This window comes from Hafnia alvei (assembly GCF_964063325.1).
In the GTDB taxonomy this organism is placed as follows: domain Bacteria; phylum Pseudomonadota; class Gammaproteobacteria; order Enterobacterales; family Enterobacteriaceae; genus Hafnia; species Hafnia alvei_B.
Genome location: NZ_OZ061315.1, coordinates 3583369 through 3606389 on the forward strand (window position 1 = coordinate 3583369; position 23021 = coordinate 3606389).

21 protein-coding genes are annotated in these 23021 nt (G+C 44.5%); 1 reads left to right on the forward strand and 20 read right to left on the reverse strand.

From position 1 onward, the window contains the following. Window positions 1–39: 39 nt before the first annotated feature. The 18 genes from vasI to nrdR form a co-directional block, all read right to left on the reverse strand. Window positions 40–741, reverse strand: coding sequence for a type VI secretion system-associated protein VasI (gene vasI, locus AB3Y96_RS16915; RefSeq protein ID WP_367299769.1), 702 nt, complete (start codon window positions 739–741; stop codon window positions 40–42). Next, window positions 738–2246: a sigma 54-interacting transcriptional regulator gene (locus tag AB3Y96_RS16920; RefSeq protein ID WP_367299770.1), complete on the reverse strand. Its 1509-nt coding sequence runs from the start codon at window positions 2244–2246 to the stop codon at window positions 738–740. The genes vasI and AB3Y96_RS16920 overlap by 4 nt, the downstream gene beginning before the upstream one ends. Beyond that, on the reverse strand, window positions 2246–4846 hold the full coding sequence (gene tssH / locus AB3Y96_RS16925; RefSeq protein ID WP_367299771.1) for a type VI secretion system ATPase TssH: 2601 nt from the start codon (window positions 4844–4846) through the stop codon (window positions 2246–2248). The genes AB3Y96_RS16920 and tssH overlap by 1 nt, the downstream gene beginning before the upstream one ends. 65 nt (window positions 4847–4911) lie before the next feature. After that, entirely contained in the window at window positions 4912–5718 is an 807-nt protein-coding gene (icmH, locus tag AB3Y96_RS16930) for a type IVB secretion system protein IcmH/DotU (RefSeq protein WP_367299772.1), read from the reverse strand. A 5-nt stretch (window positions 5719–5723) separates the two neighbouring features. Next, on the reverse strand, window positions 5724–7064 hold the full coding sequence (tssK, locus tag AB3Y96_RS16935) for a type VI secretion system baseplate subunit TssK (protein ID WP_367299773.1): 1341 nt from the start codon (window positions 7062–7064) through the stop codon (window positions 5724–5726). 2 nt (window positions 7065–7066) lie between these two features. Beyond that, on the reverse strand, window positions 7067–7576 hold the full coding sequence (gene tssJ / locus AB3Y96_RS16940; protein WP_367299774.1) for a type VI secretion system lipoprotein TssJ: 510 nt from the start codon (window positions 7574–7576) through the stop codon (window positions 7067–7069). Further along, on the reverse strand, window positions 7576–8859 hold the full coding sequence (gene tagH, locus AB3Y96_RS16945) for a type VI secretion system-associated FHA domain protein TagH (RefSeq protein WP_367299775.1): 1284 nt from the start codon (window positions 8857–8859) through the stop codon (window positions 7576–7578). The genes tssJ and tagH overlap by 1 nt, the downstream gene beginning before the upstream one ends. Window positions 8860–8863: 4 nt before the next feature. Then, window positions 8864–9826 (reverse strand): type VI secretion system baseplate subunit TssG, encoded by a 963-nt coding sequence (gene tssG / locus AB3Y96_RS16950; protein WP_367299776.1) that lies wholly within the window; start codon window positions 9824–9826, stop codon window positions 8864–8866. After that, complete coding sequence (gene tssF, locus AB3Y96_RS16955; protein ID WP_367299777.1) at window positions 9823–11598, reverse strand: type VI secretion system baseplate subunit TssF; 1776 nt, start codon at window positions 11596–11598, stop codon at window positions 9823–9825. The genes tssG and tssF overlap by 4 nt, the downstream gene beginning before the upstream one ends. Window positions 11599–11613: 15 nt before the next feature. Beyond that, on the reverse strand, window positions 11614–12042 hold the full coding sequence (gene tssE / locus AB3Y96_RS16960; RefSeq protein WP_367299778.1) for a type VI secretion system baseplate subunit TssE: 429 nt from the start codon (window positions 12040–12042) through the stop codon (window positions 11614–11616). A 4-nt stretch (window positions 12043–12046) separates the two neighbouring features. After that, on the reverse strand, window positions 12047–13531 hold the full coding sequence (gene tssC / locus AB3Y96_RS16965; RefSeq protein WP_367299779.1) for a type VI secretion system contractile sheath large subunit: 1485 nt from the start codon (window positions 13529–13531) through the stop codon (window positions 12047–12049). 56 nt (window positions 13532–13587) lie between these two features. Beyond that, a complete protein-coding gene (gene tssB, locus AB3Y96_RS16970) occupies window positions 13588–14097 on the reverse strand; it encodes a type VI secretion system contractile sheath small subunit (RefSeq protein ID WP_072308358.1) in 510 nt (169 codons plus the stop codon). A gap of 783 nt (window positions 14098–14880) precedes the next feature. Next, window positions 14881–15402: a phosphatidylglycerophosphatase A gene (pgpA, locus tag AB3Y96_RS16975; protein WP_072308356.1), complete on the reverse strand. Its 522-nt coding sequence runs from the start codon at window positions 15400–15402 to the stop codon at window positions 14881–14883. Then, window positions 15389–16366 (reverse strand): thiamine-phosphate kinase, encoded by a 978-nt coding sequence (gene thiL, locus AB3Y96_RS16980; RefSeq protein WP_367299780.1) that lies wholly within the window; start codon window positions 16364–16366, stop codon window positions 15389–15391. The genes pgpA and thiL overlap by 14 nt, the downstream gene beginning before the upstream one ends. Window positions 16367–16505: 139 nt before the next feature. Further along, window positions 16506–16925 carry a transcription antitermination factor NusB gene (gene nusB, locus AB3Y96_RS16985; protein WP_004096748.1) on the reverse strand — a complete coding sequence of 140 codons (420 nt, stop codon included), beginning with the start codon at window positions 16923–16925 and terminating at the stop codon, window positions 16506–16508. A 20-nt stretch (window positions 16926–16945) separates the two neighbouring features. Continuing rightward, window positions 16946–17416: a 6,7-dimethyl-8-ribityllumazine synthase gene (gene ribE, locus AB3Y96_RS16990; protein WP_025800027.1), complete on the reverse strand. Its 471-nt coding sequence runs from the start codon at window positions 17414–17416 to the stop codon at window positions 16946–16948. 170 nt (window positions 17417–17586) lie between these two features. Continuing rightward, window positions 17587–18711 carry a bifunctional diaminohydroxyphosphoribosylaminopyrimidine deaminase/5-amino-6-(5-phosphoribosylamino)uracil reductase RibD gene (gene ribD, locus AB3Y96_RS16995; protein WP_072308354.1) on the reverse strand — a complete coding sequence of 375 codons (1125 nt, stop codon included), beginning with the start codon at window positions 18709–18711 and terminating at the stop codon, window positions 17587–17589. 59 nt (window positions 18712–18770) lie between these two features. Next, a complete protein-coding gene (gene nrdR / locus AB3Y96_RS17000) occupies window positions 18771–19220 on the reverse strand; it encodes a transcriptional regulator NrdR (RefSeq protein ID WP_004096754.1) in 450 nt (149 codons plus the stop codon). Between the two features lie 335 nt (window positions 19221–19555). On the opposite strand from nrdR, the gene AB3Y96_RS17005 reads away from it, so the two are divergent. Next, window positions 19556–20089: a DUF3251 domain-containing protein gene (locus AB3Y96_RS17005; RefSeq protein ID WP_367299781.1), complete on the forward strand. Its 534-nt coding sequence runs from the start codon at window positions 19556–19558 to the stop codon at window positions 20087–20089. Window positions 20090–20170: 81 nt separating this feature from the next. On the opposite strand, the gene secF is transcribed toward AB3Y96_RS17005, so the two are convergent. Next, the gene (gene secF / locus AB3Y96_RS17010) at window positions 20171–21142 is read right to left on the reverse strand and encodes a protein translocase subunit SecF (RefSeq protein ID WP_072308352.1); all 972 of its coding nucleotides are present in this window, start codon (window positions 21140–21142) and stop codon (window positions 20171–20173) included. A gap of 10 nt (window positions 21143–21152) precedes the next feature. Beyond that, window positions 21153–23009, reverse strand: a complete 1857-nt coding sequence (gene secD / locus AB3Y96_RS17015) for a protein translocase subunit SecD (RefSeq protein WP_072308351.1) — start codon at window positions 23007–23009, stop codon at window positions 21153–21155. Window positions 23010–23021: the final 12 nt, after the last annotated feature.

The following is a 23021-nucleotide window of genomic DNA, read 5'->3' on the forward strand; positions in this document are numbered from 1 at the left end:
TCCCTGTATTTACCGGCTTATCCCGCCAGTATTTTGTTATTACCAGTGACACGCCTTACGTAGCGGCTGTAGCGTTGTTTGGAGGTTATTGAGTTGGAAAGTTAATCCGTTTAGCGCCTTTTTATTCGCAATGAGGGTGAGCGTAGCGCTACCAAATAACTGCTGAATTTCGGCTATACCACTAAGTCCACGGCTGGATTCGAGACGATAGCCACTCGAACGCCAAAACCAGCGCGTATCAATGTCATTCTTGCTAGTTCTTAATGTTAAAGGGCTTTCTCCATTCCCTAATGGCTGGTTAAATACCAGCTGCATTCGAGTAATATTTTCCACGCAGCTGATAGCTAAAATAGCCTGCACGGAGCCACCCTCTTGGCTCGGGGTTGTCATCAATAAAATGGGCTCACCACTGTTATTATTGAGCTCACGTAATAGCAAGGTAGGGTCATTTGAAGAGCGTTGATGTTCTTGAGCCATCGCCAACTGCCATGCCTCGTCAGGTTTATCGGTTTTAGCGTTACCAAGAGGTACGCCAACATTCTGCATTTTGGGGTGCCATGCTTGGTCATAGCACTGTAAACGAGGCAATGGAAAAGGCTCATTACGGCACGCTTCCATCGCTCGCTGCACATCAGATGATAATAATGTGCTGGCATCTGGCTTTTTAGGTTTTTCCGCAGCAAAAACCAGACACGGAATGAGCGCAATAATAAACAGGCTTCTTCTTAGTTTAATTATCATTTGGATAGCCCTAATCTCTTACATTTCATATCTAATGAACGGCGGGAAATTGCCAAGCTGTTAGCAACTCTCTCTTTATTGAAGTTTCTTCTATGAAGTCGATGACTAATCACTGCCTTTTCAAAAACAGAGATCACCTCTTTCAGAGTGCCGGATTGCGTATAGTCAGGTGCGGCAATAGGCTCTGCGCCCAGACTATTAGTTAACCTTTCTGCAAGAATTTCGTGAATGGCTGGTAATTCCGCATCCGAATATTCGAGCAGCAAAATCTCTAGCAATGTTTTCAACTCTAAGACGTTGCCAGGGAAGTGATAAGCATGAAGGAGAGTGAGCCATTCATTAGGAATGACAAATATCGGTTTATGATGCTGCTGGCAAAGCTCTGAAATAATACTGGGTACCAGAAGATCGAGATCTTCACGCCAACAACGTAGCGGTTGCAGCATTAATGGGTAATGATTAAGGCGTAAATATAAAGAGTGAAACGATGGCACCGTAGCGGCCAGAGCTGATAGGGATTGGCAACTCGTGGTTAGCATACGGAATTGGCTTACAGCGATGTCATAATTTTGGCTAGAGTGTACCTCTCCACAATCAAGAGCATGCTGTAATCTTCCATACCAACAAGGCGCAAGTTGATCAATATTTTCCAGCAGCAGCGTTCCGTTGTTTGCCTCTATCAAAGCGCTTTCACTGACATTATCAGCGCCAAAAAGGCGCATACCCTGTTGCTGCAAATCTAAACTATTACAATCAACAACAACTAAATCCCCTTTCCGTCGTGATAACGTGTGCAATAAAGCCGCTAGCCTGCTTTTACCACTGCCGCTCTCTCCTTCTATACTGATAGGAGCTTCGTGCGCTATAGCCACCTGAACTTTTTTACGTAATTGGCAGATATACGAACTTCTACCAACGAATGCTCGTTGCACCGTATGCGATATATTGTTGATTTCTATCTGTTGGACATATGAAACTTCATGGCGGGCATTATTTTTAGACACCAAATCAGCTGTCTTTTTTAAATGCTTAACTTGCAATAAATACACCTGTAATAGATAGAAAAATGCATGCTCAGGCTGTACTAAGGTATTAAGAACCGAAGGCATATCGAAAATAGCAAATATACCTACTAGCCGCTGTTCATTATCAAAGAAAGGCTGAACAGATAATCCACACTCTTTACCCATATTTTGTACAAGCGCTCTAAACTCAGGGTGCTCAATTCGCACCCCGTAGTTTAACGTTGACCAGACAGCTGATTTTCCCGTGCGCATAACTTGGGCAAATGGATGACTAAAATCGTCAAACTGTAATTTTAGTATCGATTCACCTTTGCCATTTGAATAACACGCAAGATCTTGCTTACTCGGTGATATATAACCCACAAGTAAATAAGCCCCAGGCGCCCATTGCAAAATACATTCGCAAAGCGCCTGCCCTAATGTTTCTAAACATTCACATGACAACAGGGCCAGCGTGGCCTGCTGCGCAGAAACATTCATTAGCTATCTACCTCAATGCTGAACTCTCCGCTTTTCACACCGAAATGAATTTTCGTAATAGCTTCACCGGAGGCCAAGCGCTGTAATAAAACGAGTGATACCGGGGGTAACAACACACCATCAATGACCGATTCCAGCATGCGTGCGCCATTCTCTTTTCGATGCGCACGCAACAAGATTTCTTCATGCACTGCCTCGTCAATCACAACCTCTGCATGAAAACGCTCAGCCAACGTTTTATTCAGGTGAGCTAATTTACTCGCAACAATTTCCCTGAGAACATCAGGAGCCAATGGCAGATACGGAATCACTTCCATTCGCGCCAATAGAGCTGGTTTGAAAAACGCGGCGAGTTCAGGATAAAGAGCATCTTGAATTTCTTCAGGTCGATCATGTAATTCATCGATAACCTGATATCCCAAGTTTGAGGTCAGGAAAAATACGATGTTTTTGCAATCAATTATCCGACCTTCACCATCAGCAAGTTCCCCTTTATCAAAAGCTTGATAGAAAAGATTCAGAACATCGGGATGTGCTTTTTCAACCTCATCCAGTAATACAACTGAGTATGGCTTTTGGCGAATAGCCTCTGTCAGAATACCGCCTTCGCCGTAGCCAACATATCCAGGAGGGGAGCCGATCAGCCGAGAAACGGTATGTTTTTCCTGAAATTCCGACATATTAATGCTGGTCAACCAAGCTCGCCCACCGAACAACAGATCGGCAATGCGCAAAACGGTTTCAGTCTTACCTACGCCACTTGGCCCCACCAGCAAGAATGCACCTAGAGGCCGTCCTGTTTTACGTAAATCTGCACGTGCAGTTAATAAATGACGATGCAAATGGCTCAGCGCTAAACCCTGCCCTTTGATATCTTCCCCTAAATAGTCAGGTAGCTCAGTAATCACTTTAAGCTCACTGCGCGATATTTGATTTAGGGGAACACCTGTCCATTCGGCAATAACAGAAGCGATAAGAAGTCGGTCAACGTGAGGAGAAACACTGACGTTTTGCAGCTGTAATTCAGCTAGTTCATGCTCAAGTCTGACTAAGTTTTCCGCCAACTGCGGCGTACTTTCGCCAGCTAAAATAGCTTGCCGTTGTTTAATGATATCAATGACCAGCGTTTGCTGTTTTTGCCAAGTCGCATGCTGTTCATCAAGCTCATTTTTTAATATTTGCTGAAGCTGATAAAGATCGCTCAATCGACTAGCGTGGTCGTTTAATCCAATACGCTGTTCACGCTCTATATTGGAAATTTCAAGCTGGCATTCACATAGCTGCGTTTGCAAAGCGCTAATATTGCGAGGCGGTGTTGTCATATTTATTGCACACCGAGCACAGGCGGTATCCAATACATCTATCGCTTTATCGGGTAGCTGACGTCCAGATAGATAACGGGCGCTGAGCTGTGCAGCAGCTTGAATAGCATCTTCATTAATGAGGACCCCGTGAGCGTCTTCATACCGAGACTGTAAACCTCGCAGAATAATCGTTGCCTGCTCAATTGACGGCTCTTTAACCTGTACTATTTGGAAACGACGTGATAGCGCAGCATCTTTTTCAATATATTTTTTATATTCATGCCAAGTAGTCGCCGCTATCGTTTTAAGCTCACCGCGCGCTAATGCAGGCTTAAGTAAGTTTGATACATCTAGCCCACCTTGTTGGTTTCCTGCGCCTATTAATGTATGAGCCTCATCAATAAATAAAATAATAGAATGTTCAGCTTCTAGGACCTCTTGCATAAGCCCTTTGAAGCGTTTTTCGAATTCACCTTTTACCGATGCCCCCGCCTGCATTGCACCTAGGTCTAAACTCAGCAACTCACTGCCTTGTATTTTTTCAGGCACCTGATTTGCAATAATGCGTAATGCCAGTCCTTCAATGAGTGCGCTTTTTCCTACTCCAGCCTCACCCACCACAATCGGGTTGTTTTTTCTACGGCGGCATAAAATATCGATCATTAAATCAATTTCAGCGTCGCGACACAGCACAGGATCCAGCTTTCCAGTACGGGCCTGTTCTGTCACATTCAAGGTAAAGCGAGATAAAAGCGAACCGTCAGAGTTCCCATTTGGGCCAGATGACGTGCTTAATTCCCCCTGAGTTTTAGCTATCGGAATCTCTGCGGAGTCTTGAGTTAATGCAATAAAATCCTTCGCAATCTGCTCTCGATTTAATTCATCCAAACGATAGCTAATTTCTACCGGTAAATAACGATGGCGATGATGCAACAATCCAAGAAGCAGCACGCCACTACGCAAGTTTTCATGCTTTAACTCAATAGAAGCAAGTAGCCAACTATCTTGTAGCCACTCCACGAGCAAAGGTGAAAAACTCGGATAACTTTGTGGGTAGGCTGAATGGTCGACGGGCTGATTTAACAAACCTTGCTTAAAGTCATCTAGGTTTACGCCAAGTTGGCCAAATATCACCCGCACATCACACAAAGGCGTCTCAAGCAGCTGATATAAAAAATGCCCGACCGTAATTTCCGTAGCCTGCTGGTTTAAACTCCAGGCCGCGGCATTTTCTAGAGCATTACGCGCTACGGGATTAAGACGCTCAACTAAAGCAGGAAGATCAATTCTAATCACTTACTTCTCCTTGTGAAAATACGGGTAAAGCGAGCTATCTACGCTTTTCCTCATCCATGAATAATTTATGGCAGCAAATCATTTAACCGAGTAATAATGTCTTGAGTCTGATTATGTAAGCCCCAGGCAAACATGCCGTAGCTAAATAAAGCCACCGTCACCAGCCCCCAGAAAACTTTTCTCCCGGTTAAATACCGATTCAAGCGATACCGAGATTCACTGTTAGATTTCCCGAAATGCACGACTGTGGCATTCAGGATTTCTAAACCACGGGTTGGGTCAATTTTGTTCAAAATCTGTAGTTTTTGGTGAATATTACGCAGAATTTTTTCTCTATCTTCTTGATATTGCATTGTCATCCGATAGCGCCCTTGAAAACCTAAGCACAAACATAGATGTATAAACGCTAACAGATCACGATATCGAGCCGGTTCGAGAAGCAACCGATCTATCAATTGAAAGCATTTCTCGCCTCCCCAAGTCTCACTATGGAAACGGACTAACAATGTATGTTGCGCCCAACCATCAACTCCCCACGGTCTTGCCATCACCATTTCGTCGATGAAGGTGCAAAAAAAGTAACTCCAAGACAGCAAAATACCTGGCTCATAATTTTCAACCTCAAGCCGCTGCAGCGTATTTCTAATCTCTTGCTCCACTTGAGCAATCAAGGGAGGGATCAGCGGCGGCTCATTCAATGACTTAATCCGATTAATAAGCCCAAGCAACGGCGCAGAAGCTTCAATCAGTGGGTTTCGATGCACTAGGCAAGAAAGCGCATCGTCGCTAGTCGCATGTTCCACGCCAGCCGCCCCCGAAAGAAACTCAGCGCTATTTTTCCCCGCATTGTCGTTATTAATAACGATATCCATTGATGTCATCTCCTAATCGCCCAAAACTGCATATCAAGATTTGGGAACTTCCCACCGATATGGAATGCAAACCCACTATCCTTAGTCAGTTCAGGCCAATGTGGACTTTGGCGATCGAGAGAAAAATAGATGTATCCACTGTGGTAAGGCAGCTGCCTTGGCGTTGAGGTGAGTAACCGAAGTTGAATACCTTGGGTATGCGAGCTTACCAGTTGCATGATTTTCTCTGGCGTCGCCACTTTACTTTGTTGTACAAACTGTTTGCTTAATATGTCTAACGGCATGTTTGCACGAATAGCCAATACAAATTCTGCTTCTTGCAACAACTCAACTTGACCGACTACCGCTACCAGCACACCAAAGCGCTGCTCGCGCAGCTGCAATGACACTGCCCGCGGCGAAAGCACAGTACTCAATGCTTGGCGGAGCGCTAACATCAGCGGTGTATAGCTAAGCTGTAAATTGTCATGCCGATACACAGGCGTATCTATTGGTAATCGAGATGCATCCGTAAATGTCATCATCTCGCCACAAAGACCAATCAGTTCATGAAATAAAGGCTCAGGATGAAGAGTTGCCCGGTGTGTTAAATGTTGTAACCGCGGTTGGACTCTATTTAGCATTTGCAACAACATAAATTCAGCTACATCAGCAACACCTTGTTGGTTAGGTGAACCAATACGTTCAGCCAAGTTTTTGGCTCTTTCTGTTATTAACCCGCTAATTTCTGATAAGAAACTTTTTAATCGTGGTGTCGCACTAATTGAAAGACAGGTTGGGATAAACTCGCTGTCCAGCAAGATGCTGCCATCGGGGCGTTTATCCGCAATTTTTGCAATTGGCAAAGCGGCATAGGTGCTTCGATCTTGACTCTCCAGCATAAGACGCAAGTTCACTTTTGCCAGCGGGAGTTCGGTTATATCCGCGCTCAATGAATAGAGATCGCGGACATCTTCTTGGTGTGATTGAAAACGAGAGTGGTTTGGCCCAGAACGATTCTGTAGATTGACCTCCGCAACATGATCGTTTGCCAATGCTTGCACCAAGTAAACAGTTTGTCCGACTAAACTGGCATCGTTAATTTCAAGCGGTAAGGGCATCACATCTTCATAGGGTAGGCTAAAAACACTGCCATCAGGCATAACCCCGGAAGCACTACTCAATGTAATTCGGCCAAAGCTAAGATGATCATCATTGATTTTCAACTCGGTAACCCCCGAGAAGTGCTCTCCTAAAGCAGAGAATCGGCTATGTAATAGATAATCAATGTGACGTTGTTGCTGTTGGAAATGCTGCGGTTTAATAAATAAACCCTCACTCCAAATAATACGGTTACGTGTCAACATAATTAATCCTCGCTTTCCTTGCGTACATCAATATCAGCCTTGTGCAAATGCACTAGCACTTGGTACTTGTGTCCTATGGGGGCTAGCTTTAATACTTTCTTCCATTGAGCACCATTAGGCTTACTGTAATAAGCAGCTACACCGATATAGTGAACTTTGCTATCTAACTCAGTCGGATAAATATACTTATACTGGCCTGGCAATAGCGTGAAGTCCTGATGGTCAATATAGTTTTTCCCTAGAACCTCTTTCATATCCTTTGCAGTCAACTGATCATAATCGGCAGCTAACAATTTGGAGTCCTCAGACATTAATATCACCTGAAAAGCTAGCGGAGAGGCTTCATTGTCACTATTTGGATTTATGTCATCGTCCGCCAACAATGTTAATCCCAAAGTAGATGACAATTTACTTGCATCAGGCTCTTCCTTGCCAAACCAAGGTCCTTTTCCGCATCCACTCAATAACAATATCGATAGGAGAATAGCGGATACTTTTTGCCATAGGATCATTAAGATTCCTCTCCTTGAAGCTGGCGCAAAGTTTGGTCATAAACTTGCTCATAGACTTCATGAAATAATTTTTCTACGCCAATTTGACGCCCAGAAAGCAACTCGTTGAAATAATGCTGATACATTTCCCAGATCCAATTTTGATCATTGATACTTGCCATGTGGTCTCTGCGATAACGCTGAAATCGAGCCATTAAAACAGAAGGCGAAAAGCTCTGAATGACAGAAGAAAGAGCTGCATCAATAGCTCTATTTGAAGCCTGATAATGCAGTCTCATGTGAGTAAGGCTTTCTGCAACTGCCGCTGAAGGAGTGAGATGAACCTGGCTTTTTTGATCGCCATAAAGAGTCTCTACCGTCTCTTTATAGTTCAGCCCTAAACGCAACGGATTATCTTCGATCGGTTGTAGCTGTTTTTTGGTATTTTTTTGAGCTTGATTGAGATCTAATAGTCCTTGAATGGCCGCATTTAATGTCCGACCTGCCTCTTCAAGAAAACTATTCGCTGCCTGACTGTCTCTGAAAGGTAAAAACTCGCCTAACCCACGTAATACGGGCGTCAAAGCAACATTCTCAAATATATCAGCATTACTTTCATTCAATGGCGCTGAATAAAAAGAGGATGGAACATCAAGATACTCATCATCCATCATATGTTCTTCTTGCGAAGTAACAACCGGTTCTGTGCGAGCCATTAATGGATTATCTAACAAATGAGAAGATGAGTTATCGGCCACTGAGTTACGATTCACACCTAATGTACTTGGTTCAAAAGATTGCATATTCGATTCTTTTATTGATGTGCTTAAATTATATTGAGATGCAGCATGATTCGTTGGTTCATTGATGACACGGTTAACATTATTCATTTCTTCAGTACTAATGATATTTTGCAGCTGCAAATAGTCTGGCGCCGCCGGAGAGTGCTCATTTAACTGCAAATGAACACTAAGATTTAAATCTCCAATACTTATAGAGTCACTCTGAGATAATGCGATTAACTTTTCTGAAGGGCAGCCATGATTAGAGTGATTAATCAGGCAATTACCAATAAGATCTTGCAAGCAGAATTGCCCATCACTCCAAATAATATTGGCATTTAGTGGCTTAATTTTCTGTGCAGAGTCTTGCAATAACCAATGGTTACCGACACTAACAGGTTCGCAGCCAAAGCTTCCCCCTTCGGTTGTAAATACATGCATCCTATCAATGCTTCCACGCAACGATTTAATATCTTTGATATAAAGAGTTAATGTTGCAGATGAAAATGTAGAACCATCCATGTTGTTACTCCTGAACACTTATAATTACACGGGGAATGACTGGAGGCTGACCAAGAAATGTCGTCCATCCTAATAAGCACCCTTTATCATGACCTAAGCAGGTTCTCACTGACTGCTTTGGTGCTAGTCCAAGCTGTAAATCCCATGCCAACTGGTCTCGCAGAATAAATGCAACAAAAGTGACTAGAGGTCGATAAAGATCGCCATTAGGTAAAAAGCGCAAAAAGTGAGCGTGAGAAAGATCATGAATGCATAGCGTAAATTTTCCACAAACGTCAGGTGAATAATCGCCAATAACGAAATTCCCACGCAGATCAGAGTTTAATTCACCTAAACGATTTTGTTGGTGTGGCACAATTGGAACCCGGCGATATTGCCAACTCTCTACTTCAATGTTTGGCAAATCAAAGCAATGAGAAATTAATCCCGACACAACGTCAGGAGATCGACCCGGCGCAGCAAGCAGGCCAGAATAGGCCAACATTTTGCTGTGATTAACCGGGATCACATCGCGTAAAGTTCGGCTCCCTAAGCCAACTAACGAAAACATCATCTGAGAAAAACCATCATTACCATCTGCCTGATAACGAATGTAATAGCGATATTTTCTCCAAGCTAGATGCAATAACATCAAAAAGCGATGATTAAAAAAATCAATAAAATGATAAAGATTGCCGTCTTGCTGCGCATACTCCCAAGCCAGCCGTTCTAAATAATAACCGGGCAATGGGGACTGGCTGCCATGAAGTCCCAAAAAGGAAACTTCTAAATCATAGCCTCGCCCATCCTTTTTCAAAGATACGACATCGCTAGAAGGAAACCCCAAAGATGCACAAGAAGAGAAACGGATAAACTCCTCGCTAGCAAGCCTTCCCTTCTCACATTCAACCTGCTGATTTTCTATTTTGTATAAAAGCTCAACGAGTTGGTAGAAGTTATAATGTTGAATATTTGTAAGTTCTGTCATATTAGTGGCCGACTTCCCAATTGAAGTGGCCAGCGATAACTTGCTTGGCTGTCTGTATTAATTACCGTTAATTCATGGAAAGCATTTACACTGGCAAACAAAGAAAAAAATCTAGCAAGGACGCTGCCAAATAAATACATATCTCCTTCACTAGAAAATGCTGATTGCTTCATATACAGCGTTGACTGAATACCTCTAACCGGTTGCCCTTTTATCAGCCTATCAACAGGCTTAGTTTCTAATCGTTCAATCCCTGACAAACGTCGCTGGGATATTTTAGAGGCTTGTTGATCGTTCATTGCAGGGAAATCATAATTTCTAATAATTTGTAACAACGCGTCTTTGTTCAACAACGATAGATAGTTAAGTGATAAGTTTGATACTAACGTCCATTGTAATCCGCCATCCATAATGGGCCTAAGTGGCAAGGTAGGATGAGTTATATTTTTAAAACTAACAAATGGAGGTGTATCACTATAACTTACGTTAATATCGCCAATACCTAATCTTGTAGGAACTCGGCGGTTAGAGCATAACAACTCTGCGGATATCGTTTCTTCATCATCAGTTATTACAGATTCATCCCCGCGAACAAATGTAATGCTATGCTCTAGGCCATCGAATTTAAGTGCGTTGTGAACGCCTAGATGATAGTAACGTGTTGAACGCTCTTTCTCATATTCAGTTTGATGACGAAAACTTTCAAATGGGTGATAAATACGAGCGGGCTTAGTTTCGTTGCGCTGTTCATGCCCATGTTTTGTCAGCCATCCTTCTATTTTTTTTACTGAAAATATTTCATAAAACTCTGGTCGTGAGTGGCTAGCTCGTAATGGATAACTAACACTTCGCCCATCTAATTGTAGAGGCTCGCTGTGATGTGGAAATAGATTAACAGCAGGGGCACAATGTAATCGTAAGCTATCAGAGTGGATTTTTACATCTGCTGGCAATGGTTTATCAAAATAAAATGATATCTCTATTTTTCTAACTGGTTTTTCTTGTGGTAGAGAGCCAAATCCTTTGAAGTCTAAAAATAATAGGCTCTCAGGAAAACAAAAGTAATCTTGTAATATTCTGTATCCGGAATATACATTTTTTGGATATGGCAAAAGCGCGTCTTGATTATTAAAACCAACAGGCGAGATATCTATATTTGGCACAGAAAACTCAACACCATCTAGCAATACAGCCGCAGATTTAAAATGATGTAAAAACCATAAATATAATTGAGTTGCACTATGGTCATTATTACCAAGATACATCCTCATGTTATCTAAACTTATCTTTTCCAGACTAATTTGACCAAAAACGTCAAATGACAAAGTCAGTTTTCCATTTTCATTGCTGTTATTTGACTGTATACCATTTAACTCAATGGGTAGGATCCATACATCCCGACAGGTAGAGAACTGGCAGGATAATCCATCTATCGCTTTAGCCCCTAATAAAACATTTTCTGAAATATAAGCGGCCTCACTGATCGATTGTTCCTTCGGTGAAAACTGAATTATTGTCATGCTTGGTACAGAGCGTAAATAATTAGGCCAAAGCATATTAAGGAGGCCATGAGTCAACTCTGGAAATTCATCTTCAATTTTTTCTCGCAGGCTCCCAGAGAGAAATGCGAACCCTTCCAGTAATCGTTCAACATCAGGATCGGTGCTTTGCTCCGATAAAAAACGTGTTAGTTGCGGCCATATCTGAGAAAACTCAGCACCTTGATTACGTAAATATGCCAGCTCATCTCTAAAATAATCTTCTAGTTTCATATTTAATTATTTAGTTTAGCGCAGCTGATAACGCGAGCTATCATCGAGCTGAATATTAAAGTTGACGACACTGTCTATATCTTCGAATTGTATATGCGCCTTGACCTGAAAAAATAACGTTAGCGGATCGCTCTCTTTATTAAAGGTGGCAACATCCACTGATCTTACTCTTGGATCAAAGTTCTCAATACATTGTTGAATCGCTTTACAAACTGAAGCAGATATATCGACAGAGCTTCCTGTTGCATCATTAAAATCTACAACACCTAGTTCGGGGCTACTTTGGCAACATCCTGGGCGTGAGTTCAACACGTCGTTAAGGTTTTGTTTCAGCGACGTAAGTAGGTCACTGGACTTGTCCAGTGACCTTATCGATGCACCTTCATCAATACGCCCAAACAAGCTACACGCCCGAGTTCTTTGCCAAGGGGTGAGTGCAGGCATACAACTATTCCTTATCTAAGCGACCGACGAGAGATAACTCAAAACTTGCGCCCATATATTTAAAATGCGGGCGCACAGACATTGAAACTTGATACCAACCCGGATCGCCATCAACATCGCTCACAGTAATCGATGCTCCGCGTAATGGACGACGACTGCGAACCTCAGATGGCGGGTTTTCTTGATCGGCCACAAACTGGCGAATCCATTGGTTGAGTTCTCGCTGTAAGTCCTGTCGCTCTTTCCACGCCCCCAGCTGTTCTCTCTGTAGAACCTTAATGTAATGAGCTAAGCGGTTCACGATGAACATATAAGGAAGTTGAGTACCTAATTTATAATTGGTCTCTGCAATTTTCCCTTCGCGAGTAGGTGGGAAAACTTTGCATTTTTGTATTGAGTTAGCAGAGAAGAAAGCCGCATTATCACTACCTTTACGCATGGTTAAAGTAATAAAACCTTCTTCAGCAAGCTCATACTCTCTGCGGTCTGTAATCAAAACTTCGGTTGGGATCTTTGATTGTAACTGTCCAAGAGAATCGTAAATATGCACTGGTAGATCATTAACACTGCCACCGCTTTGAGGCCCGATAATGTTTGGACACCAACGATATTTAGCAAAACTATCCGTAATATTAGAAGCTAGCAAATATGCAGTATTGCCCCACAGATAGTGCTCGTGGTCGGCATTCACATCTTCCTGATAATCAAATGACTTAACTGGGTTTTCATTGCGATCATACGGTAGACGGAGTAAAAATCTTGGGGCAGTTAAGCCAATATAACGAGCGTCTTCCGTTTCTCTCAAAGCTCGCCATTTCACATAAGCAGGCCCCTCAAAAACGGCTTTTAGCTCTTTGATTGCAGACAATTCAGTAAAGCTATTCAAACCAAAGAACGATGGTGAAACTGAAGATAAAAATGGAGCATGTGCCATCGCGCCTACAGAGCTAACATACTGCAGCAGTTTCATATCTGCCGAACTTTGATTAAACTCATAGCTGCCAATAATTGAAGCAATCGGTTCACCACCAAATTGCCCATAGCCACTCGCATAAACATGCTTATAGAAACCCGATTGAGAGATTTCAGGTGAATACTCGAAATCATCCAAAAGCTCACTTTTAGTGGCATGCAAAATATGATTTTTAATATTTTCTTTAAAATCAGTACGATCAACGAGTAATTTCAAAGACCGCCATGACGACTCTAGCTCTTTAAACCGTGAGCTATGTAAAACTTCATCCATCTGCTTACTGAGCTTGCTGTCTAGCTCGGCAATCATACGATCAACTAATAATTTGTTGATAGGCTCGTTATTGCTTCCATTTTCTAAGATATTGCTAATAAATGCTGAAACTCCTTGCTTGGCAATATCATAGGCATCGTCGCCAGGGGTCAGTCGTGTCTGAGCCATTATTTCATTTAGTAATGAAGGTGAATACTCACGCTCTTCAACGTTGTATCCTTCTAATTCTGTTTCTGATGACATTGGGTTAATTCCTTTTTTACACTCAAAACATTCTCAGAACAAATAACATAATAATGTTATTTAGATTCACCAGCAGCAATAGACATATTTAGCTCGCTTAATAGCTGGTCTCTTAACGATTCATCAGACAATAACGATTGTAAGCGAGAACGAAAGGCTGGAATATTCCCTAATGGCCCCTTTAATGCCACCAGTGCTTCTCTAAGCTCTAAAAGTTTATTTAGCTCTGGCACCTGACGGGCGACACGGTCGGGGGTAAAATCAATCATTGATTCAAAGTTAAGCCGTACGCGTAGGTCGTCTTTAGCATTGTCTTCTAGGCGATTTGGTACATCCATATCTAGCTGTATATCAGCTTCCTTCATTACCGATGAGAAGTTATACTTATCGATAGAGACCGCAGGCCTCTCCTCAATTAAAGCATCTTCTGTTGTCCCTTTTAAATCGCCAATAACAAGCAGATTTAAAGGTAATTCAACTTCATCATGCTGCTCCCCCGTAGATGGAACATACTTTATATTAATTCGTTCCTTGGGAGCGACACTACCTTCTGATTTCTTATTCATATAATAATCCGATTAGTCAATGAGAAAAATAAAACTAAAAACGGATTGCTTCGCTAGCAATCTATGCAATAAGTTTTATAACATTTTTTATTATCTATTATAATTTCTAAAAATTTATTTATTCATTCAATACAATTAAACTAAGTTACATAAATAATTTCATCAAATGAAAAGTGAGTTAATATTCAAAATACAAATAAATCCAAAGAATATAAATTCACGCCACCACAAATAATATGAAATCAATCATCTTTGATATTCTGATGGTATACATCCATAATCAATTAAACACATGACTATAAATACAATTTACTCATACTAAAATATTGTAGTGAGACATTAGGAGCCGCAATCCACTACACCTAATTTGGCAGCACCAGTGCTTATGTTTAGGCCGTATGACATATGGTGAGCCTAGCCGTGATAACCATGCTTGGACCTCAAACAAAAAGAGCGGCTTGTTCCTACAACAGTAACCCTATGAATCAGGTAATTATTTTTCGACAAGGCAAATATCGGTTCGGGTTGCAATACTGCGGCAAGAACACCATTACCACATTAGATATTCAGATAAAATATGAAGAAATTACAGAGTTAGAAATGACATATCAGTCACGTACGTACGTACGCAGGCAGGCAGGCAGGCAGGCAGGCAGGCAGGCAGGCAGGCAGGCAGGCAGGTTGCTTTGAGTGATTCTTGGAGAGAAATAAACCAATTATTATAAAATGTCTAAGTAGGTTATCGCACAGCTTCTACGCCCTGCAATAACCTCTGAGGATACATTAACCAAATAACGCTATCGGCCAATGATGACCAATCACATAGATAATCACCGCGGAGAGGACACCCGCCACGATATCATCCACCATGATACCCATGCCGCCGTGAACATTACGATCGAACCAGCGAATTGGCCACGGCTTCCAGATATCCAGCACACGAAAGACTAGAAAACCGCCTAGCACCCATTGCCAACTATTGACGGGTAGGGCCATCAGCGTTATCCACATGCCAACAAACTCGTCCCACACAATGCTGCCGTGGTCGTGTGTTTTCATATCCTTCGCCGTGCGATGACAGATATAAACCCCGATGCAAATACTAAACATCACGACCAGCGAGTAAAGCTGCCACGGTAGCTGGATCAACAATAGCCAAAACGGGATTGAGGCTATAGACCCCATAGTCCCGGGCATAATCGGGCTCAAACCGCTGCCGAATCCTGTTGCTAGTAAATGCCACGGGTTGCTCATGCGCAGGCGCGCTTTCGCAGCCTGGCTGTCGTACTTGCTAATTTTTGCCAAAATGGTCAAATCCTTGAAGATCTAATTCCACCTGAGCGTTACCACGCCAGAACCGCATACCATCAGCCGCTGGGGCAATTTGTCCAATGCAGGTAAAATCAGCGCCCAACAAGCCTAGTGCAACATCTAACGCACCACGATGCAGCTCAGGAACGGTAAAACATAGCTCGTAATCTTCGCCGCCGGACAACGCCCACCGTAGTGCCTGTTCCGGTGTTGTATTATTCGTTAAGCTTGCTGACATCGGTAAATCGTCTAGGTAAAGATTAGCACCACAATCGCTAGCTTTCAGAATATGCCCCAAGTCTGAAACAACACCATCAGAAATATCAATCGCCGAGCTGGCAAGATCTCTCAATGCTTGTCCTTGTAACACGCGCGGATGGGGTCGCAGATGGCGATGAATTAGCGCATTACGCTCCTCATCATCTTCTACCGAAAGTCGATTCTGTAAAATAGCTAATCCAGCGGCGCTATCTCCTAACGTACCGGTAACATAAATCCAATCACCGATACGGGCGCCGCTGCGCAGTAATGCGCGCCCAGCAGGCACTAGGCCATTGATGGTGTAGGTGATGCTTAACGGGCCGCGGGTGGTGTCACCGCCAATTAGCTGCATACCGTAATAATCAAGCTGCTCGAATAAACTATCGCTAAAACGTGCAAGCCACGGCTCATTGATTTCAGGGAGCGTCAGTGCCAAAGAAACCCATGCAGGATCTGCCCCCATAGCCGCCAAATCGCTCAGGTTTACAGCTAAAGATTTATAGCCTAAATCGGCAGGATCGATATCAGGTAAGAAATGAATGCCAGATACTAGGGTATCGGTGCTGATTGCAATCAGCTGTTTTTCAGAAACGGAAAGCAGGGCACAATCATCACCAATTCCCTGCTGCACATCCCGACGAGCCGTCCGATGACGGTTAAAGTAGCGGGCAATAACATCAAATTCGCCGCATGCCATAACACATTTCCTGAGTGGTTTAATGATACTACTCTTCTATGTTTACCTAATTTTGCCCAACAAAAAGGCCGGAGAACCGGCCTTTTTGGGTGTACGAAATGGCCCGAGGGCTTCCGTCAGGTAAACCTGAACAGCAATCTTATCTTTTAGATTTACGAATTGTTGGAGCAACTTTATCCAGTACGCCGTTAACAAACTTGTGGCTATCTTCAGCGCCAAAAGTTTTTGCGAGCTCAATACCTTCATTAATTGCAACTTTGTAAGGGACGTCTTCGCGCTTGCTCAGTTCAAACAGAGAAATACGCAGAACCGCTCTCTCAACCTGACCCAATTCTTCCAACTGACGCGATAATACTGGCGCCATCAGGCCATCCAAATATTCTGCGTTAGTAGCGACACCAGACAATAGCTCACGGAAGTAGCTAATATCGACATCTTTGACGTCCTGCTCTGACAAGAACTGATACTCAACATCAGCAATGTCGTTTTTGGATATCTGCCAAGAATAAAGTGCTTGAACAGCACATTCACGGGCGCGGCGGCGAGCAGCAGGTTTCACGGAATTCCCCTTACTAAAAATCAGGCTTTAATTGCTTTAAGAACATTGATCATTTCGAGAGCGGTCAGGGCAGCTTCTGCACCTTTATTGCCCGCTTTAGTCCCAGCACGTTCAATGGCTTGTTCGATACTTTCGGTAGTCAGTACGCCAAATGCGACAGGTACAACGCTGTTCATGGCTACACTTGCCAGACCAGAGCTGCATTCTCCTGCAACAAATTCAAAGTGGGCAGTACCGCCACGGATTACGGTTCCCAAGGCGACAACCGCATCATAGCGGTTAGTGTCGGTCAGCGCGCGAACGGCTAATGGCAGTTCGTAGGCACCCGGAACCCAAACTACAGTGATATTGTCATCAGAAACCTGGCCAATACGTTTCAGGGCGTCAATCGCACCTTCCAGCAAGCTGTCGTTAATGAAATTGTTAAAACGCGCAATAGCGATAGCAACACGAGCCTGTGGAGCAGCAACAACGCCTTCAATCGTTTTCATACAGTTTCCTTAAAATCTTTATGTTCAATACCCCTATCTCTCTTCAGAGCGAATAGGGGGGCGGATTCTACCACATTCTTTCGTCCCCTGCTCAGGTGCATTTCGCTAACTTGGGGCAGGCGATGAGATGAAACAAAAATAAAGCAGTAAAAACAACGCTCAGAGCATGATTAGTACGCGTTACGTAGTACAACACGTAAATCTGAGCCCACAGGCATCACTTCGCTAAATACAAACTGAGGTGCATCCGCCAGTTCAGTCAAACCAGGTAATACGCACAAACCGCGCGCGCTATCGCCCAGCAGTTTTGGCGCAATATAAACAATCAGCTCATCGACTAAGCCAGCCTGTAGCAAAGCTCCGGCCAAGGATGCACCAGCTTCCACCCAAACCGAATTGATCTGCTGCTTGCCCAGTTGCATCATTAACACAACCAGATCCAGCCCTTGGCCGTACTGTGGAATAGAGAGTTGCTTGACACCTTCTGGCCACACTTGTTCATCAGGATGAATTCTTGCCAACAGCGTCTCGCCCAGCTGTGAGACAATTTTATGCGCTGGTGTGACGCGGTTTTGGCTATCAACAATAACGCGTAGCGGTTGGCGAAGATGCTCTTTCGGGTAGGCCTGCTGAGTCGTTACATCTAATTCATCCCAGCGCACGGTAAGTGAGGGATCATCAGCCAGCACCGTGGCGCTGGAGCTCAATATTGCTGAGCTCTGGGCACGGTATCGCTGCACGTCCTGCCGTGCCGCAGCCGACGTGATCCACTGACTTTCGCCAGATGCCATCGCCGTTTTGCCATCTAAAGATGCCGCCATCTTCAGTTGCACAAAAGGGAAACCAGTCCGCATGCGTTTGAGAAAGCCACGGTTGACGGCTTCGGCTTCATTCATCATCAGACCATGACTAACATCGATACCTGCTTGTTGCAGCTTGAATAGACCGCGTCCTGCGACGTTGGGGTTCGGATCCTGCATTGCCGCAACCACTCGGCTGACGCCAGCAGCGATTAACGCATCGGCACAAGGTGGTGTGCGTCCGTGATGGCTGCATGGTTCAAGGGTGACATAGGCCGTTGCGCCGCGGGCTTTCTCCCCTGCCATACGTAACGCATGAACCTCAGCGTGAGGCTCACCGGCGCGTAGGTGATAACCTTCCCCTACAATCTCATTGTTAAGAACGACAACGCAGCCAACATTGGGATTCGGCGTGGTGGTGAAACGCCCACGGCGTGCTAGCTCAAAGGCTCTCGCCATATAAAATTCGTCGCCACGCTGCTGATCTTGCTGCATAAATATCGTCCAAAAATGAAATAAACGCTAAGCTGGTACTGTCAAATATTGAAAATAGCCTAGTCCTGTAGTTTCGCGATTTCTTCGCCAAACTCGCGGATGTCTTCAAAGCTACGATATACGGAAGCAAAGCGGATATAGGCAACTTTATCGAGTTTTTTCAGCGCATCCATGACGAGGTTGCCTACCATTTTAGTAGGAACTTCGCGCTCGCCGGTGGCACGTAACTGAGATTTAATATGGCTGATCGCCATTTCAACGTCATCTGAGTTTACAGGGCGTTTTTCTAATGCTTTTAAGATGCCACTGCGTAACTTATCTTCGTTAAACGGTTCTCGAACGTCATTACTTTTGATGACGCGAGGCATCACCAGTTCAGCAACCTCAAAGGTGGTGAAACGTTCGTTACAAACCAGACACTGGCGGCGGCGGCGCACTTGAGTACCATCACCAACCAAACGGGAATCAATAACTTTGGTATCAACGGCGGAACAAAATGGGCAATGCATAGCTCTTCCTGAAAGGCCTGAGATAACGCTAGTGTACCCCGAAGTGACATAACAACAAAAGGAAGTCAGTTTACCAATTATGCGGTAAATAACACATTTCCATCGAACATTGACCAATGAGTGCTATTTAATGCCTTTTCTGCACTATTTGTTGTCTCATTGTTGTCTCAGCGCTAATCGTTCTCAAGTTTCAAGAAACCTGAATAGACAAACTTATTACGCATTATTTCCAGCAAACTATACTTATTGATATCGGAAACAAAGCAATTAGCATGTGACATTCAGAGCAAAGGCGATTAATCTTTTATCTATGTCCATAATAAATCGAGCGATCTATGTCTATATTCCGCCCTTTATTCGTGCTTGCCCCTTTGGCATTGATGCTAACGGCATGCGCTTCTGATCCTAAAACTGAAGCTCTTCAGTCTGAAGTTCAGGAGCTGACACAAAAAGTCCAGAAACTAAGCACTGAAGCTGAGTATCTGGAGCGTCAGAAAGCGATGAACGAAAATAATGAACAGCGTATTTACCTGATCCCTGCGGCTAATAGTGACGCATTAGGGATCACAAGTCTTGGTCAACTACGCATCTTAATCAGCCATCTTGAGCCTGAAGCAGACGGCAGCAAAGCCGTATTGCAGATCAAAACGGCCAATGGTTCGATTTTGCCTAGCTTCACCGGCTCTCTGGAATGGGGTACGTTAAATCAGGCAACGCTGGAACCTGACCAAAGCAGTATCCTGTCGCAAAATATCAGCTTCACGAGCCCTGCTGCACCAACCAATGTCACCAGCATGGAAGTCCGCTTCAGCGATATCTCGCCGGAGAACCTTGGTTTCATCCGCCTCAGTGGCTTAGAACGTCAGTAGTTTTACGCTGACATGCAAGCATAAAAAAACCCCGCCGAGGCGGGGTTTTTTGTCACTCTAACCGACAGTATTTCACGGTTATTACGGCAGAATTGACGGCTGATCCGCCCCTTCTTTTTCTACCTTCTGCTGCAACATGTGTTCACGCTTCATGCCAAGTTTCAGCGCCAGCGCGGATGCGACATAGATGGAAGAGGCCGTACCGATAGAAACACCGATCAGCATGGTCAGCGAGAAGCCCTTCAGCATCGGCCCACCGAATAAATACAGCATCAGGATAACCATCAACGTGGTGCCTGAAGTGATCAATGTTCGATGTAACGTTTGTGTCAACGACACGTTGAAGATTTCGTAAGGTGTTCCGCGGCGGATCTTGCGGAAATTCTCACGAATACGGTCGGAAACCACGATACTATCGTTAAGTGAGTAGCCGATAACCGACATCAGCGATGCGACGATGGTTAAATCGATCTCAATATGGAACAACGACAATACGCCCAAGGTGATGATCACGTCATGCAACAATGCAATAACCACCCCAGCAGCTAAACGCCATTCGAACCGAACACCAACGTAGATCAAAATGGCAAGCAGCGCTACCAACAGCGCCATCGCACCGTGCTGTGCCAGATCTTCACCAACGCTCGGCCCGACAAACTCAATACGCTTTACCGTTGCATTCTGGTTGGTGGCCTCGTTAATCACGCCAAGGACTTTGCTGCCTAACGCTTCACCACTCGCTTCGCTGGTAGTCGGAGGCATACGCACAACAATGTCACGGCTGCTACCAAAATTCTGCAACAGCGGATCAACGAAGCCGGCTTTCTGCAAAGCATCACGCATCATGTCCATATCCGCTGGTTTTTCCAGCGAAACTTCGATGACGGTACCACCGGTAAAATCGAGTCCTAAGTTGAACTTATTCACGCCAATAATTGCGATAGAAAGTATCAACAGAAAACCAGAAATACCGAAAGCCCAGTAGTCCCAGCGCATAAAGTCATAGACTCTACGGCCGTAGTTTAATTGCTCAACACTATATTCCTGTGCCACAACGCACTCCTCAGATAGACAGCTTGTTGATGCGCTTGCCGCCGTACAATAGGTTTACGATGGCACGAGTACCGATGATGGCGGTAAACATTGACGTCGCCACACCAATACCGGTCGTGATCGCAAAGCCTTTAATTGCCCCGGTGCCAACGGCATACAGGATGATGACCTTGATAAGCGTCGTAACGTTAGCATCAAAAATGGAGCTGAATGCGCCTTGATAACCTTCGTTGATCGCCTGCTGTACTGAACGCCCGTTACTAAGTTCTTCCTTAATACGTTCGTTTATCAGTACGTTAGCATCTACTGCTACTGCAAGGGTTAACACAATCCCCGCAATACCCGGCATGGTCAGAGTCGCCCCCGGCAGCAGAGACATAATCCCAACGATTAGCACGAGGTTAGCCAGCAACGCAGAGGTCGCTATCAGACCAAATTTCTTATAGAAGAACAGCATGAACAGGATCGAGATAACCAAACCAGCCAAGCACGCTTCCAGACCTTGGGTAATATTCTCAGCGCCTAGAGTCGGGCCGATAGTGCGTTCTTCAACGATCTGAATTGGCGCAATCAACGCACCCGCGCGCAGCAGCAACGAAAGCTGACGTGCTTCATTCGGGTTATCGATACCGGTGATACGGAAGCTATTCCCCAAACGAGACTGAATAGTCGCAACGTTAATCACTTCTTCTTGCTTAGCCAGAATTGATTTGCCGCCCGCATCTTTCTTACCGCTGTCTTTATACTCAACGAACAGAGTTGCCATCGGTTTACCGATGTTATCCTTCGTAAAGTTAGACATCGCGCTACCACCGGCGCTGTCGAGCGAGATATTAACCTGAGGGCGGTTAAACTCGTCTTGGCTCGAGGTAGAATCGGTAATATGATCGCCGGTCAGGATAACGCGCTTATACATCACGATCGGACGCCCATCACGTGTGTACTTCACTTCGGAATCGCCCGGCACACGTCCACTAGCAGCAGCAGTGCTGTCAGCATTCGAGTTTACCAAACGGAATTCCAAGGTCGCGGTTGCACCCAGAATTTCTTTTGCACGTGCAGTATCTTGAATACCCGGCAGCTCAACCACGATGCGATCTGCACCTTGACGCTGAACGAGCGGTTCGGCAACACCCAACTGGTTGACGCGGTTACGCAAGATATTGATGTTCTGCTGAACAGCATATTCGCGAGCTTCTTGCAGACGCTGATCGGTCATTACTGCTTTCAGACCATTATCGCCAACCTTGCTAAAGACTAGATTATTAAGGTAACGAGGCGAAAGATAGCTGCTCGCTTTATCACGAGTCGCTGCATCACGGAATGTAATCAGGACGCCATTGGAGGAACCGTCAGTTTTACGGATTGTTGAATATGGAATGCCCTTTTCACGCAAATCACTGCGCAGCATATCCATACTTTGCTCTTGCAGTTTGCTCAGAGCCGTTTCCATATCAACCTGCATCAGGAAGTGCACACCACCGCGCAGATCCAGACCTAACTTCATCGGTTCCGCGCCAATGGCTTCAAGCCACATCGGCGTTGCCGGAGCAAGGTTCAATGCAATAACGTATTTGTCGCCCAGCATATCCATCAGCACTTCACGTGCACGGAGCTGAACGTCAGTATCTTTGAAGCGTGCCAAAATGGCACCATTTTCCAGCGCAATAGACTTGCTGGCGATGTGCTGTTTTTCAAGCTCATCACGGACTTGGACCAGTGTTGTTTCACTGGCGGCGACACCGCGCGCGCCAGTGATCTGAACAGCCGGATCCTCGCCATAAAGGTTAGGAAGTGCGTAAAGCAGACCAACGGCTAGCGCCACGATCAGCATGATGTACTTCCACAAAGGATAACGGTTTAACACGGCAGTTCCCTT

Coding starts and splice junctions, on each gene's coding strand:
- vasI (WP_367299769.1), bottom strand. CDS start 741: ATGATAATTAAACTAAGAAGAAGCCTGTTTATTATTGCGCTCATTCCG.
- AB3Y96_RS16920 (WP_367299770.1), bottom strand. CDS start 2,246: ATGAATGTTTCTGCGCAGCAGGCCACGCTGGCCCTGTTGTCATGTGAA.
- icmH (WP_367299772.1), bottom strand. CDS start 5,718: ATGGATATCGTTATTAATAACGACAATGCGGGGAAAAATAGCGCTGAG.
- tssK (WP_367299773.1), bottom strand. CDS start 7,064: ATGTTGACACGTAACCGTATTATTTGGAGTGAGGGTTTATTTATTAAA.
- tssJ (WP_367299774.1), bottom strand. CDS start 7,576: ATGATCCTATGGCAAAAAGTATCCGCTATTCTCCTATCGATATTGTTA.
- tagH (WP_367299775.1), bottom strand. CDS start 8,859: ATGGATGGTTCTACATTTTCATCTGCAACATTAACTCTTTATATCAAA.
- tssG (WP_367299776.1), bottom strand. CDS start 9,826: ATGACAGAACTTACAAATATTCAACATTATAACTTCTACCAACTCGTT.
- tssF (WP_367299777.1), bottom strand. CDS start 11,598: ATGAAACTAGAAGATTATTTTAGAGATGAGCTGGCATATTTACGTAAT.
- tssE (WP_367299778.1), bottom strand. CDS start 12,042: ATGCCTGCACTCACCCCTTGGCAAAGAACTCGGGCGTGTAGCTTGTTT.
- tssC (WP_367299779.1), bottom strand. CDS start 13,531: ATGTCATCAGAAACAGAATTAGAAGGATACAACGTTGAAGAGCGTGAG.
- tssB (WP_072308358.1), bottom strand. CDS start 14,097: ATGAATAAGAAATCAGAAGGTAGTGTCGCTCCCAAGGAACGAATTAAT.
- thiL (WP_367299780.1), bottom strand. CDS start 16,366: ATGGCATGCGGCGAATTTGATGTTATTGCCCGCTACTTTAACCGTCAT.
- ribE (WP_025800027.1), bottom strand. CDS start 17,416: ATGAAAACGATTGAAGGCGTTGTTGCTGCTCCACAGGCTCGTGTTGCT.
- ribD (WP_072308354.1), bottom strand. CDS start 18,711: ATGCAGCAAGATCAGCAGCGTGGCGACGAATTTTATATGGCGAGAGCC.
- nrdR (WP_004096754.1), bottom strand. CDS start 19,220: ATGCATTGCCCATTTTGTTCCGCCGTTGATACCAAAGTTATTGATTCC.
- AB3Y96_RS17005 (WP_367299781.1), top strand. CDS start 19,556: ATGTCTATATTCCGCCCTTTATTCGTGCTTGCCCCTTTGGCATTGATG.